Source organism: Paractinoplanes hotanensis (genome assembly GCF_023717965.1).
Lineage (GTDB): Bacteria > Actinomycetota > Actinomycetes > Mycobacteriales > Micromonosporaceae > Actinoplanes > Actinoplanes polyasparticus.
Map to the genome: position 1 here is coordinate 45,830 of NZ_JAMQOL010000015.1, position 14,303 is coordinate 60,132.

Annotated in this window: 10 protein-coding genes; 6 read left to right on the forward strand and 4 right to left on the reverse strand. The window is 67.7% G+C overall.

The window, feature by feature from the left end:
* Positions 1 to 18 precede the first annotated feature (18 nt).
* Together LXN57_RS11795 and LXN57_RS11800 are read left to right on the forward strand one after the other, a co-directional pair.
* Positions 19 to 735, forward strand: coding sequence for a hypothetical protein (locus LXN57_RS11795; RefSeq protein WP_251798088.1), 717 nt, complete (start codon positions 19 to 21; stop codon positions 733 to 735).
* A 159-nt stretch (positions 736 to 894) separates the two neighbouring features.
* A complete protein-coding gene (locus tag LXN57_RS11800; protein ID WP_251798089.1) occupies positions 895 to 1,164 on the forward strand; it encodes a hypothetical protein in 270 nt (89 codons plus the stop codon).
* 78 nt (positions 1,165 to 1,242) lie between these two features.
* Here the strand turns inward: LXN57_RS11800 and LXN57_RS11805 are convergent, their stop codons facing one another.
* Together LXN57_RS11805 and LXN57_RS11810 are read right to left on the reverse strand one after the other, a co-directional pair.
* A complete protein-coding gene (locus LXN57_RS11805; protein WP_251798090.1) occupies positions 1,243 to 1,692 on the reverse strand; it encodes a VOC family protein in 450 nt (149 codons plus the stop codon).
* A 673-nt stretch (positions 1,693 to 2,365) separates the two neighbouring features.
* Positions 2,366 to 4,255 carry an Hsp70 family protein gene (locus tag LXN57_RS11810; RefSeq protein ID WP_251798091.1) on the reverse strand — a complete coding sequence of 630 codons (1,890 nt, stop codon included), beginning with the start codon at positions 4,253 to 4,255 and terminating at the stop codon, positions 2,366 to 2,368.
* A gap of 157 nt (positions 4,256 to 4,412) precedes the next feature.
* On the opposite strand from LXN57_RS11810, the gene LXN57_RS11815 reads away from it, so the two are divergent.
* The 4 genes from LXN57_RS11815 to LXN57_RS11830 all read left to right on the forward strand — a co-directional run bounded on the left by LXN57_RS11815 (position 4,413) and on the right by LXN57_RS11830 (position 11,961).
* Positions 4,413 to 7,145 (forward strand): LysM peptidoglycan-binding domain-containing protein, encoded by a 2,733-nt coding sequence (locus tag LXN57_RS11815; RefSeq protein ID WP_251798092.1) that lies wholly within the window; start codon positions 4,413 to 4,415, stop codon positions 7,143 to 7,145.
* Positions 7,142 to 7,405, forward strand: coding sequence for a hypothetical protein (locus LXN57_RS11820; RefSeq protein ID WP_251798093.1), 264 nt, complete (start codon positions 7,142 to 7,144; stop codon positions 7,403 to 7,405). The genes LXN57_RS11815 and LXN57_RS11820 overlap by 4 nt, the downstream gene beginning before the upstream one ends.
* 577 nt (positions 7,406 to 7,982) lie before the next feature.
* A complete protein-coding gene (locus LXN57_RS11825; protein WP_251798094.1) occupies positions 7,983 to 11,123 on the forward strand; it encodes a diguanylate cyclase domain-containing protein in 3,141 nt (1,046 codons plus the stop codon).
* Positions 11,124 to 11,409: 286 nt separating this feature from the next.
* On the forward strand, positions 11,410 to 11,961 hold the full coding sequence (locus LXN57_RS11830) for an STAS domain-containing protein (protein ID WP_251798095.1): 552 nt from the start codon (positions 11,410 to 11,412) through the stop codon (positions 11,959 to 11,961).
* Positions 11,962 to 12,009: 48 nt separating this feature from the next.
* On the opposite strand, the gene LXN57_RS11835 is transcribed toward LXN57_RS11830, so the two are convergent.
* Together LXN57_RS11835 and LXN57_RS11840 are read right to left on the reverse strand one after the other, a co-directional pair.
* Entirely contained in the window at positions 12,010 to 12,777 is a 768-nt protein-coding gene (locus tag LXN57_RS11835; protein WP_251798096.1) for a GAF and ANTAR domain-containing protein, read from the reverse strand.
* Between the two features lie 469 nt (positions 12,778 to 13,246).
* Positions 13,247 to 14,263, reverse strand: a complete 1,017-nt coding sequence (locus tag LXN57_RS11840; RefSeq protein WP_251798097.1) for a VldE C-terminal domain-containing protein — start codon at positions 14,261 to 14,263, stop codon at positions 13,247 to 13,249.
* Positions 14,264 to 14,303 lie beyond the last annotated feature (40 nt).

Below are 14,303 nucleotides of genomic sequence, written 5' to 3' on the forward strand. Positions count from 1 at the left end.
CCGCGCAAAGTGCGCAGCATGTCGGGCACCACGGAGCGGTCGGACCTCGTACCGTTGCCCAACGCCGGCGGGCGTTGTTCCCGCAACCGCCCGTCGGCCCGCGCGCCAGGCGCGACGCGAGTCGTCGGTGCGCTTTATCGGCGGCCAGATCCGGATGGCCGGAAGGGCTTCAGCCGAAGCGACGGGGCGGACTGCCGAGCAATTGCTGTACGGTGCGCAGATGCCTCAGGCTCTTCCATTATTCGGCGCCTCGGATGCCTGTACGCACCGCATGCCTATGGTGGCTGCCTCGCCGGCAACAAGAAGCTACTCATCCTTCCATTGATCATCCATAATCCTGCCCCTGCTCCGCTGGCGGTAGTTAACGCGCGGCTACTTCTGCACCCAAAGGCTGGCGGCACGACCACGGTCTTCTACTGGCACGCCATCCAGACCGCGATCACAGGCGTGAACGAGACACGCGTGTTCGCCTCCCCCTTCGCGGTCGAGGGTCGTCGGGCAGTGGAGAAGTTCCTCGAGTTCCAGTGCAACCGGCCGGAGGTGAAGCTCGACGACGGGCCATATACGGCGATCGTCGAGGTTCGGGTTGAGCCAAGTCGCGGTAAATCCCTTCGGTGGTCGACTTTGGTGACGTTCACCCTGAACACGCAGTTCATCACCGGGGCACGTGAAGCGCTGCTACAGCGGTCTAATAACCCTGACCTGCTAGGCGAGCGGCGCGACGGAAGCACCTAGCGGTCGGGGGTGGCCACGCATCCCGGCGACGACGGCCAGCCAGAAGGCCAACTCCTTGCGGCAGATCGGTGCGCACGTTTCGACTGCTCAGGTGCTTGCGCCACCAGAGATGGGATCGCTTCCGTAAATGGATGTGGCCGTACGTCTAGGATCACCGCCATGTCCGACAGCATCCGTGACGCACTACTGAGGGCCTGGCTTCATCTCGTCGCGGCGCTGGAGCTCTCCGATGATGAGTTGGTAGATCCAGGCTTCGTTTCCGACGTACTTGGTGACCTCACCACTGACCTCAGGAGCAGCCTGAGCCAGAGTGATCGTGCGCTGCTCGTCGAGCTGATCAGGCAGCACGCTGCTCGCGAGTTGGATCCGGAGCGGCGCGAGGTCTTCGAAGAAACACCGGAGCATTTCGCCCTGACTGACGAGCCCTGAGCCAGCGCTCTACGCGGCAAATCCGGATGCCGGTCGGACTATTGCCGGTGGTCGGCCGGAGGGTTCAATTCGTTGGGTTCACAGCTGAGCCTCACCCCGTACGACGAGATCGTCGATCGGTACGTCATGCATGTGGGTGAGGAAAATCCACATGTGCCCGTAAGGATCCCTCAGCACAATCGTTCGGTCGCCATGGAACATGTTCGTTGGCGGCTGCATCGAGGTCGCTCCGGCTGCTACAGCCCGTTCATGAAGGGCGTCGACGTCCTCAACGTAGACGTGCAGCCCCACGGTAGTGCCGCCGGCGACATTCGGTGCGACGAAGGGCCTTTCAACATCGCCCATCATCACCACCGAGGCCCCGATGCGCAGCTCGGCATGCAAAATCTTGCCGTCCGGGCGAGGGATACGCAGCAGCTCCTCGGCGTCGAACGCGGCTGCGTAGAACTCAATCGCGTCGGCGGCCCCGTCGATCATGATGTGCGGGATGGCGGCGTATCGGTAATGCTCGGGGATGAAAGTGGACACGCTCGGCTCCTCCGGTAGCGAAGTGTTCGAAGCGAGCCTAGAAGTTGAAATGCGGTTCAGCTCAAGGCTGGCTCAGACTCGCACTCCGCGCATGGTCGACTGCACTCAACTCGGCAAATCCGGAAGCGCAGCACCAGCGGAAGCGCCACGATCGAAGCTACGGAGCGTTACCAGAGACGCGGGACGCTTTCCCGGCAGCCCCGGGCGGCACGCGGGGAAAACGTTAAGTCCGTCCGGATCGCATTGATCCATTGAGACCTGCCAGATCGCCTGAGACGTCTTCCGCGCATACGTGTACATAGCGGGCCCCCTGCCGCCGCCATGCACGAGAATCTGTTGGGAAACCCGCTACTGTAGCTGTCTGAGAATCCGCCAACCTCACGGAGACCGGACAACAGCGCCCATCGATTCTCGTGATCATGGCGGATTCGCCAAAGCGCCCGCCAAGATCATGAGTATCCGTCATCGGCGATGAGAACAGCTCCGTCCCGACGAGATCCCCCTTGCCCGCGAGCCGTAGCTTTGCCCTCGCTCCGGCGGTGCAACAGGTCATGGCCTCCGTCGTCACGGCCAGGCGAATCCTCATCGGCTCGTCGCGAACTGCCCCGCCGTGATCGCTGCGCGCCGCAATCACTGCGAGACATCACGCCGCGTTCTCCGAGGATCAGAGAGACTAAATCTCGGTGAGCCAGCGGGTGATGAAATTGTCCGGGGCGGCCTCGCGCACCGTCCGGGCGGTGGCGGCGAGGTGCCACCACAACAGTGCTGCCACGTAGGTGGCGGTGAGGTAGCCGATGGTGTTGACCGATACGACCAAGGCGTAGCCAGGCACGAGGATGAAGCCGAGAGCGAGTCGGATCCCGAGACGGTGGGTGACGGTAGCGGCGGTCGCTGCGCCGAGCAGAGCGGCTCCGACGCTGGCGGTGAGGGCGGGAAAGCCGGTCAGGTTGGTGGGGAAGGTCAGGGTGTAGGCGGAACGGACGAGGTAGACGCCGGCTGCGGCAACGGCGATGGGCCAGACAGGGGGTCGCATCCGGGGTAGCCAGTCGCCGAGTCGGGCGGCGGGAACGCGTGGCGATACCGCGGCGGTGACGACCGCGCAGGCAGCGATCGGGGTGGCGGCGGTCAGCGTCCAGCGCAGATAGGCCGGGTCGGTCCAGCCGACTCCGACGCCGGTGCCCAGGCCCCAGAGACCGGCGAGGGCGAGGCCGGCTGCTGCTGCGCCGAGGTAGGAGCGGCGCAGCAGGTAGCCGGTGGAGGCGGTGTCGTTCATGCCTTGCGGCGAGAGCCAGGTGGTGGGGGCCAACTGCGCTGCCGCGACGACCGCGGTGGCCGCGAGCACCGCGGCCAGCGCGAGCTGCGAGACGGGCAGGCGCACGCCGACGATGATGGTGGAAATGGTGGAGATGTCGGCGGTACTGACGGTTTGCAGAAGCAGCGCGACGGAGGCGGCGGCGAGCACGACGACCGCCGTCAGGCTGCTGACGGTGAGCCGGGCGCGCGGTAGCCGTGTGGTGGCTGCTGTGGGGCCTGCACTCGGGTGGGTGGCTCTGGTGAGGCGTGCGGCTCCACTGGCGAGTTGGTCGGGCTGGGTGAGATTCGTCCGGGGTGTCAGCCCGGCGTCGGTGAGGGCGGCCTCTGCAGCCGAGACGGTGGCGTCGTCGGCGACCAGAACGGTCGCGGCGATGTCGGCTTGGTCGATGGCGGCGTCGTCCAGTGCTTGGCGCAGCGCTGGTGCGATCCGGTCGAGGTGCGGTTGTGAGGCCTTGGCGAGGTCGGCGCGTTCGAGGACGACCGGGTCGGTGTGCCCGGGTAGCAGCACCGGTGTGCGAGCGATGCCGGCCAAGGCGGTGCGGGCGCGGCTGATCTCGGCCGTAGTCTGCCAGTCCAAGCCGTCGGAGGTGTCCTCGACGCCGAGGCGTTGCCGGGTCGTGGCGGCCAAGGCGTGGTCGATGCCGGGGACATCGGGGTCACGCGCGGTGGTGGCGGCGAGTTGGGTGTACTGGTTGGCGGTGTCCAGGACCGTGAGGTGGGGAAAGTCGTCTCCGATGGCGCAGACGAGCACCAACCGGCCCGCCTGGTTCTCGAGTTCGCCCGGCGCTACCGCTGCCGCCGCCGCTGCTGTGGTGACGATGGCCGGTTCGGGCAGTCCGGCGGCGGTGGCGGCGTGGGCGAGTCGTTGCCTCGATTTCGGTCCCCATGGCTGCGGGGTTGTCACGGTCAGCGCCGCCACCGCGCTCCCGGCCTGCGCTGAAGTCGTATTGGCCACGTAGGCGAGCAATTCGGTGACAGCCGTCAGCGGCCGGGTGTCGGCGTCGTCGGGTGTAATACGCATGACCGTCAAGGGATCAGGAATGTATCCATCGGGACGGCTGGCTGCGGCAGCGAGACCGGATGCGGCGACCGTCGCGCTCCCCGTTTGCGGGTCGATCCAGACGCCGCTCGGTATGCGGGTCTGACCGTCGAAGGTGACTGGCCACGTCCGCGACCCGACCGAGGCAACGGCTGCGGTCCAGCGCGCGCCGAGGTAGATGCTCAGGTGGAGATGATCGTCGGTAGCCATGCCGGGAAGTGTCCCGTCCTCGCGGCCCGTGACGGTAACCGTGATGACGGTCCGTGACGACTTCTCCGTATCGTGAAAGATCGATGCTGCGATCTAGCGGGCGGTGATCACCGTCCGCTATCGAGATGACTCGTCCGAAACTCTGGGAGGGTTACCGTTGACCGACGACGAGCACATGTCGGAACCGGCGCGCCGCCGGGCGGCGCAGTACGCGCGGCAGCCGTCGTTGTGGGCCGCTGCTGCTGCCGCGCCGTCGACTGCCTCCCGCCCCGTGCGACGGTGGGCGCAGCTAATACGGACTGCGATGACGGTCGCGGCTTTGCTCGGCGCGCCGCCCTGGCTGCTGTGGACGGTCTTCGGCAACCCCATCACCGTGTGGTCGTCCTGGTGGAACACAAGCCCGTTCACCGCAGCCACGAGCGCATCGTCCGCCGCCGGGTTCGGGGTGATGCTGATCTGGGCGGCGTGGATCGGATGGGCCGTACTCGCCGTCCTGCTGGTCGGCACTCTGCTCAGTGTGCCGAACGGTCGTCGGCCGCGGCGCTGGCGGCTACCGATGCCGCTGCACCGCCTCGTCGTCGGGCTCACGGGCACCGCCGCCGTCGCGGTGGTCAGCAGCCCGGCCGCCGCTGCTGTTGCCGCTCCAGCAGCTCACGCCGCACCGGCACCCGAGTACGGGCAGAACGTCTCGGCTGTAGCGCTCAGACCGGCAGACGCCCCACCGTCACCGGTGCGGGACAACGCCGACAGCTTCGAAGAAACGAAAGCCGGTGACGGCCTGACCACGGTCGTCTCAGGAGAGTCCCGCTACGAGCACCGCGTCCGCCGCGGCGACACCTTGTCGAAGATCGCCGGCACGTGGCTCGGCGACCCGGACCGGTGGCCTGAGATCTGCGCCCTCAACAAACACCGCCACCTCGCGGGCGGTCGCACCCTGACCGACTGCGATCTGATCTACCCCGGCTGGCAACTGCGGCTGCCCGCCGACGCGGTCCCGCCGCCGAACGCGACACCGGCGCGTCCTCCCCGGACACCGTCGCGCCCGGCCCCACCACCCGAAGACGCCCCGACCGAACCCAGCAGCTCGGCATCGGCGGGCCCGGGCCAGCCGCCGGAGACCCCCGGCGTCGAGACCACCAGCCCCACCGGCCCATCTGCCGCTGACCCATGGGGCGCGGACTCCGCCGAGGACAACGCGCGCGACACCGCCGGGCAGGAGCTCATCCTGCCCGACGGCAGCATCATCCCCTGGACCTTGGCCGTGGCGATCACCGCCACCGCCGCCCTCATCTGGTTGCAACGCCGCCGCCGCTACCTACCCGGCACCACCGACGACGACCTGCACGAGTTGCCCGCCCCCGTTCTCGCCGCCCAGCACCACACCCGACACGCCATCACAGCACCGCCCGCCACTGCGGATCATCCCGAGTGGTTGCCGTCCGGTGGTGTCGGACTCGTCGGCTCCGGCGCCGACGCCGCCGCCCGAGGCCTGATCGTCACCGCACTCACCGCAGGCACACCCGCCAACCCTGACCAACGCGCCGAAGTCATCATCGACCAGCACACCCTCGCCACCCTGCTCGGCGACGCCCCAGTCACCGAATGGCCGCGCCTGCACATCACCGACAGCCTCGAGCGATCACTCACCCTGCTTGACACCCATCTGCTGCAGCGCGCCCGCATCCTCGACGAGCACAGCCTCACCGACATCGACACCCTGCGCGAGAACGCACCCTCCGAACAGGCACTGCCACCGCTGCTGCTGATCACCCACACTGAGCACGCCAGCACCAGCACCCGGGCCCGTGTCACCTTCGGCCTCACCCACGACCTGCAGGTCACCCCCGTCGTCCTCGGGCATTGGCCGCGCGGCCCGGTCCTGTCGGTCACCGACGACGGCGACGCTCACTTCTCCCACGACAGCCGCGACTCCGCGCTGCGGCTGGCTGTCCTCGACATCACCACCACGCGCGCCCTGCTCACCACCGTCCGAGAAGCCCACACCGGGGAACCAGCGCCGACCGGCGAACCGACCCAAGCCTCGTCCACCGACGAAGCCACCGTCCCAGCCACCACGATTCCTCTGCAGGCTGATCGCGCCAACCGGACCACGCCCGCCGAGCCGGCATCCGCCTCGACACCACCGCAACGAGCCCTATTGCGGGTGCTCGGCAAACCGCGCATCGAAAACATCACCGCTGACGGCCGCCCGCTACGCGCCAAAGCCCTCGAACTGGCGGTGTACCTCGCCGTCCACCCCGACGGCGCCAGCACCCGCGAGATCGGCGAATACCTCGAACCCGACGCCCGCATCAGCCAAGCCGACCAGCGCGTGCACACCAACGCCTCAAACCTGCGGCACGTCCTCGGTCGCGCCGGCACCGCAGAAACGAAGAACGGCTACGTCATCAAATCCGCCGGACGGTACCGGCTCGATGCGGCGACCGTCGACGTAGACGTGTGGACCCTGCGTGACCTGATGCGCAAAGCCACCATCGCCACCGCGCCGCGCCGCCGCGAACTACTCACCGCCGCCTGCGACCTGTGCGCCGCACCGCTCGCCGAGGGCCAGGACTACGAGTGGATCCAGCCGCACCGCGAGACGGTACGCCGCTGGGGCACCGAAGCTCACCTCCTGCTGGCTGACGACCTGCTCGACAGCGACCCGCAAGCCGCGTCCCACCTACTCGACACGGCCATCGGCCTAGACCGCTACAACGAGGCTCTCTACACCAAAGCGATGCACGCCCGCCACGCGCTCGGCGACGCGGACGGCATCCGCACCCTGCTGCGCGCCCTCACGAAGGCCCTCGCCGACCTCGATGCCGAACCCCGCGAGGCCACCATCGAACTGGCTCACAAGCTGCGCACCAGCCTGGACGACAAATGACCCCCATCACCACCACCGCTATCCGCCGTCGCCTCCGCCTGCTGCCCACGCTGGCGTTCACACCCGTGCTGCGATGGTCCATCGCCGTGCACAGCGTGCCCGACCACCAAGCCGTGACGCACGGCCTGTACCTGCGGTCGACCGCTGCGGACCGGGGCGGTCGCACCCACCGGGCGCTGCACCGGTGCGGCAGCGCATCGGCGCGCCGCCCTACGCGGTCGAAACCGTCGCCGGGCTCGCCGTCGTCGCACTGCCGCTGACCGGGACGGCAGCGGCGATCTCGACGAACCCAGCGACGACGAAGCCGACCAGTCCGCCGTCAAGGCCATGCGCCGATTCTGGGACACCGAGATCGCACAGCGACGCGTACCCACAGGAGCCGCACTCTCCCGCGCCGTCGGTGTACCACCCAGCAATCGGCCTGGGCCGCCGCAAGCGCCGCGAATGGGAAGCCGAGTTGCCCGAATCCATCAAGGCCACCGTGCCCGATGGGGCCTAGGGCAACGCCGACAGGCCTCCAGGCCCGCCCGGCGGCCTTACACTGCTTACCTGCTCACACCGGCCTGGAGCCGCCGCCTATGCCATCGACGCACCGGCGGCGGTGCGCCAGAACATCAGTGGGTGCAATGCGGGAGCATCACTGCCGTCGGCAGTTGCAGGCCCTCCACTCATCGAGCCGGAGCACACCCCAGCGATCGATCCGGTCCAAGGGTCCAAGGCCGGACTTGCTGCTCAGAAGCCCGCCGCAGGTGCCGAATGGTTGGACGTGGCCGCTGTTTCAGCGGCCTGCCATGCAGTCATGCGGGCGGCAGCCGCTCGTCGGGTGAGACAGGGGGCATGGGTTTGCGCTCGGCGGTGATCCGCACCCTGTGCTTCGCGCTCGTCTACCTGGCGGCCACCTATGCCGGGCGGCTGACCGTGATGGACGCGACGAACCTGAGTTTGGTCTGGCCGGCCGCCGGTGTGTCCGCGGCGTGGTTCCTGGCCCAGTACCGCTCCCGCTGGCGCGTCCTGGACGTGCTGGCGTTGTCGGTGGTGACGGTCGTGGTGAACACCGCCACCGGGGCATCACTGACGCTCGCCGTGTGGTTCGTGCTCGCGAACGTGCTCCAAGCGGGGCTGTTTGCCTACCTGGTGCAGCGGTGGCTGCCACATCTGTGGGCGGCCGGCGGTGAAGCCCCGCTGACCCGCACTCACGAGTTGTGGCGGCTGATCGCCGCTGCGGTGCTGGGGACCGGCGCTGGGGCGCTGCTGGGCCCGACCGGCGTGTGGGTGGTCAACGGCACCTACTCCTGGCCTGCCACCGCGGTGTGGATGACTCGCAACACCGTCAGCATCCTGCTGATCGGCGTGGTATTTCTCACCTGGGGATACCTGTGGCGTACCCGGCCCGCCACAGGCTATGTGGCCCAGATCCGGGCCCGCTGGTCGCACGTTTCAACGGGCCGCCGCCTGGAGTACGTCGCCGTTGTCGGGGTGTCCGCGGCGGCCTACAGCGCGGTCTTCGGCATCAAACACGGCCTGCCCCTGGCCTTCGCCCTTCTGGTCATGACGGTCTGGGCCGGTTCACGCCTGTCCACCGCGTTCGTAGTCCTGCACGACCTGCTCTTCGGGTCAATCGCCGTGCTGTTCACCCTGCACGGCACCGGCGCGTTCGCGAACATCGCGTCGCACCCGGCCCGGGCCCTGGTCGCTCAGGCCTTCGTTGGGGTGATCGCCGTGGTCGGCCTGGCTCTCGCTCTAGGCCGTGACGAACGCGCCGCCCTGGTCAACCAATTGCGAACCGAGCAGGAAGCAGCCGCCGGACAGGCGAAGCTGATGACGGCCATCGTCGACTCCATGACCGAAGGCCTGACTGTCGTCGACGACCAGGGCCGTCTGCTGCTGCGTAACCCGGCCGTGCGCCGGCTGCTGGGCGGTGTTGTCAGCAGCTCCGGGCAGATAGCCAAACCCGACTACTACGGCCTGTTCCACCCCAACGGCAAGCCGATCGCACCCGAGGAGATGCCGAATCGGCGAGCGCTAGCCGGCACCGACGTGCACGGCATGGACATCCTGGTCCGCAACCCCGGTGTGCCCGAAGGGCGTCTGCTCAGTGTCAGCTCCGCCGCCCTGCCCGGCGACCTCGACGGCAGGCGGTGCGCCGTCACAATCTTCCATGACGTCACCGCCGAACGCCGGCACCGTGACGAACTGGCCACCTTCGCCGGCGTGGTAGCCCACGACCTGCTCAACCCACTGACCACCGTCAAAGGCTGGACCGAAGCACTCACCGACATCCTCGAGAACAACTCAACGCCGATCGACCCCGCGAAGGCTCGCGACGGACTGAACCGCATCGCCCGCGCCGCCCGCCGCATGCGCAGCATGATCGACGACCTGCTCGACTACACCACCGCCCGCGACGCCGCACTCGCCCCCACCCTGGTCCCGCTGGGCGACGTCGTGAACGACATCGCGATCGCCCGCATCGACCAAGCGCAAAGCAACGGCACACCCGTACCGTCCTTCGACATCAGCGACCTGAACACCGTCTACGCCGACCCCGTCCTGGTACATCAACTGCTCGAAAACCTGATCAGCAACGCCATCAAATACACCGCCCCCGACGTCACCCCGGCCATCCGCATCCACAGCGACATCGCTGATCACCACGTTCGCGTGACGATCGACGACAACGGCATCGGCATCCCCGACGGCCAGCACGACAGCATCTTCGAAACCTTCCACCGCGCCCACCGCACCGCCGGCTACAGCGGCACCGGGCTGGGCCTGGGCATCGGCAAACGCATCGTCGAACGCCACGGCGGCACTATCACCGCCACACCCAACCCAACCGGCCGCGGCTCGCGGTTCACCTTCACCTTGCCCGCCGACGCCACCACAGCACCCACCCCCGACAACACCGCCCCCACCGCGAGCCCCAGCCACCTCCCGACACCAGATCCCCAGCCCACAGCCGAACCCCCGGCCTCTGAGCTACCGGATCGGCGCACCCTGCCCCCGGCGGCAGGCTTCGAGCACGCCGCCCAGCTTGTGCTCGACTACCTGCACGAACAGATACCGCTAGCCTTCTGGTCCGTCACCCGGGTCGAGAACGGCCGCCAAATGTATCTGTACCTGGACGCCGACAACGGCTACGGCCTGCGCCAAGGCGACAGCCACCCCTGGCAGGACAGCTACTGCATCCACATGGCCGCCGGCGAAGCCCCCACCGTCGCCCGCGACGCCCAAACCGTCCCCGCCTATGCCAACGCCGCCGTCAACCAAGCCGTCGACATCGGCACCTACGCCGGCGCCCCCATCACCGAACCCGACGGCTCCCTGTTCGGCGCCATCTGCGGCATCGACCCCAACACCCACACCAACGACCCCCGCATGGCCAGCGCCGAACCCCTGCTCGCGATGCTCGGCCAACTACTCACCGCCGCCCTGGCCGCCGACCGTATCCAGGACCACTCCCTCAACGCCCTGCTCCGCGAACAATTAAGCGCCGACACCGACGCCCTCACCGGCCTGCCCAACCGGCGCGCCTGGCAGCGCATCATCGAACAAACCAGCGCCCGGTTCCAACGCCTCGCCGACCCCACCGTCGTCGCCATGCTCGACCTCGACCGCCTCAAAACCATCAACGACACCCTCGGACACGCCGCCGGCGACGCCTACATCCAAGCAGCAGCCACCGCAGCCCGCCGAGCCATCCGCGACACCGACTTCATCGCCCGCCTCGGCGGCGACGAATTCGGCATCATCCTCACCCAATGCACCGAAGCCGACGCCGAGATCGCCGTCGCCCGCCTCAACCAGGAACTCGAGGCCGCCGGCGTCGCCGCCTCCATCGGATGGGTCGCCGTCACCACCGAAGACGGATTTCCCGCCGCCCTGGACCAAGCCGACGCCGCCATGTACGCCACCAAACAACAACGACGAAAACAGCCGAACGCCGACCTCTCACCGTCATTGCCGCAGACTTCCTGACTGCCAGTCCGCTCGAGCCGGGTCTGGAGAGAGCGGCTCTGGGGGCGCTCTTTCGGTGGTAACGGTGGGACTGTGCCAGGAGCGGCGTCTCCGGCCCGACACGCCAGGCTGAGGTCCGTCGAGATGGCACCGTGAGTGATGACATCGAACGTTGCGAGTCCATGAGCGCATGTTGGCGTGGTTGCCACCTACACATGCATGTCGGCCACGCGTAGGGTCATGGGCGCAGATGGTCGTGCCTTCAACAGCGTGGGCTGGTCATCGCATCGGGCGCGAGGAGCCGCTGATGAATCGTGAACCCATGGGCGCCGCGTCCGGTGCCCGCGAAGACGGGTTGCACCTTGAGGTCGTCAATGCCGCCGGTGGTGAGCCGGTGCGACTGGTGGTAGCCGGTGAACTCGACCGGTGCAGTGCCGCACAGCTGCGCGACACGATCGTCGGCATAGTGCGCGATCAGGCGCCGGTGATCTTGCAGATCGACGCCGGCGGTATCAGTTTTCTGGACTCCTCCGGGATCCAGTGCTTGCTGATGTGCCGCGCCGACGCCCAAACCGCCGGTAGTCGGCTGGTGCTGGTCGACCCGGCCCCGGTGGTGGCACAGGTTCTGGAGATCACCGGCTTGTTGGAAATCTTCGGCTTGCCGGTGCCGGCGGTACCGACCGTGTGGCGCAGGGCCACCACTTCCGGTGACATCGTTCGATCGCACGGCCCCGTTCCGATGCAGGAGTTGCTGGCGCAGTCCGCAGCGATCCGGCAGGCCGCCCGGCAGACCCGGGAACGGGCTGAGGCGATGCGCCGCGACGACTCCTTGCGACGGCTGCGACTCGGCATGCCGTAGGGCACTGTCGTCCCCTTGATCACCGGCGACGGAATCTCACGGTGGCGGCTACCGGTCTCGGATGTCGGTGAGCTCGCCGGTCTCGACCAGGTAGCGGGCGATCTCGGCGAGCTTGATGTTGGCGTGCTGACTCGTGCGGGCGAGCAGGTGGAACGCCTGATCACCGGTGATCTTGTGGCGTTCCATCAGGATGCCCTTGGCCTGGCCGATGAGGTCCCGGGCGGAGATGGCCACCGACAGGTCGTGTTCCTTCTGCGCACCGGCCATGGCGATCGCGGCATGCGAAGCCAGTAACAAGCCGACGTTCTCCGACTCGTCGTCGAACGCGTCGGCCTTCGCCGAGTACAAATTGAGGGCACCGAGATCGTCGTGCTGCACGTACAGCTGGAAAGACAGCATGCTGTGGACGCCGAGGCCCAGCGCCCGGCGGGTGAAATCCGGCCACCGGTCTTCGGTTGCCATGTCACTCAGCCGTACCGTCCGTTTGTCGTAGACGGCGTCCAGACACGGCCCCTGTCCCGCCTCGTACTGGACGCGATCCACACGCCGCACCAGATCGTCGCTGGCGGCCCGAGTGGTCACCTCACGGCGACCGCGCACCACCGTCAGCCCGGCATGCTCAGCGCCGGGCACCATGCCCACAGCGGCCGCCGCGATGCCCTGCAGCGTGTCTTCGATACTCTTCTCGTCCTGCAACGAGCGGGCCATGTCGCTGAGCATCTGCGCCAGCTCGCCGCCCTCACCTTGACCGGTGTAGCTGTCCGACGGCCGGCCCTGAGCCCCGCGGCCGTCATCGGGCTGTTCGGACGTTGCCATGTCACACTCCCGCCACCGGAGGCGGCTCCGGGCGCACCCAGTTTGCCGCCCGGAGCCTTGACGTGGACGGCGTCGCGGACACCGGCCCAGCCCACCGTCTGCATACCCGCCAAATCTAGCCCCATGTGCCCCGGCCACCTCGACCGGCCGAGCTCGCGTGGCAATGCTTCGCGCCACGAAAGCGACATGGCGGTAATGACGGTGTGAGGGGCTCCGTTTTGACCGAGCCTCGTGTATATGGGGCGACCATCGTGCGAAGTGTGCTGGGGAACGTTGAATTGGCCGCCATGATCACCCAGACGGGAAAAGCACGTGACAAGCGGAACAACATCGAAACGCTGCAACGGCCTTAGTGGAGCAATGTCAGTGGGGGCGTCAATCACGCCTACCTGTTACGACACCCCGACTTATTACAAGATACGCTCGCCTCCAGCGACGCGCTCACATCTCCAATTAGTGCACACGGAATTTATCGCTCGACGCTGATGTGGACGTGGTTGGTGTGCCACCCGGAAGGATCGTTACCGCCCAACGGGTTGTTGTAGGGGTGCCAGCCCTGCTCGTCGTTTGTCCAGATCATGCGGTACCAGATGACGTACATGATGCCGAGCCGATCGGCGTTGGCCACGGCCCACGCCGCCATCGCGTCGCCCCGCGCTTTCTGGGAGCCGGTGGCTTCGCCGCCGGAGGTCATCATCCAGTCACAGGCACGCCCGCGCGGATGCTCGCCGTGGTCATCGACTCGATAGCAGCCGGGCTCGCCGAAGCCGGCAGCGGTAGCTTGCTGAACGAGGTGCAGCACGCGTGGAGTGATACAGCCGCTGCCGGTAGTGGGGTCGGGCCGGATGGAGCAGGTCTGGTCGGGCCAGGACCCGTCGGGGTTGCGCGGTGCCGGAGCGGCGCTTCCGAAGACGTTGACGGGGCAACCGACAGCGGTGTCCCCGCTCCCGTACCGCTCGACCAGGCGGATCGCCTCGTCGGTCCATTTCGCGTACTCGCGGGGATACGCCGAGATTTGCACTGCCTGAGCCGCCTGAGCCAGCGGCGTCGTCTCCCAGCCGGGGACGGTCTCGAGCCTCGCGTAGAACCGGTCCGCCTGGTAGGCCGGGTCGGCGAGCTGCTCGGGGGTACCCCACCCTTGGCTGGGGCGTTGCTGGAACACACCGATCGAGTCGTAGTCGTTGCTGGCACCGAGATGCGGCAGGTTCCGCAGGCGTGACTCCTGCATGGCGACAGCGACGGCAACTGTCTGGCCCCAGGTACTGATGCCGTTGGCAGAGCCCCGGTTGATGATGACGACGGCGATGGCGAGCTGGTCGGTGTCCCATTGCTCGGTTCCGGCCGGCTGCCCGGAGGCGGTCGCGGGCGCGCCGACGAAGGCGCACCCGCCAGCGCCGCCGCCGATGGCGGACGACAGCAGCAGCGCGGGCAGGCCGAGGCAAGCGACGATGACGACGGTGACGATGCCGATGACGGCTTTGGTCATAAGTGGTTGGACCTTTCAGCGGAAACAAATAGGGGCCGGT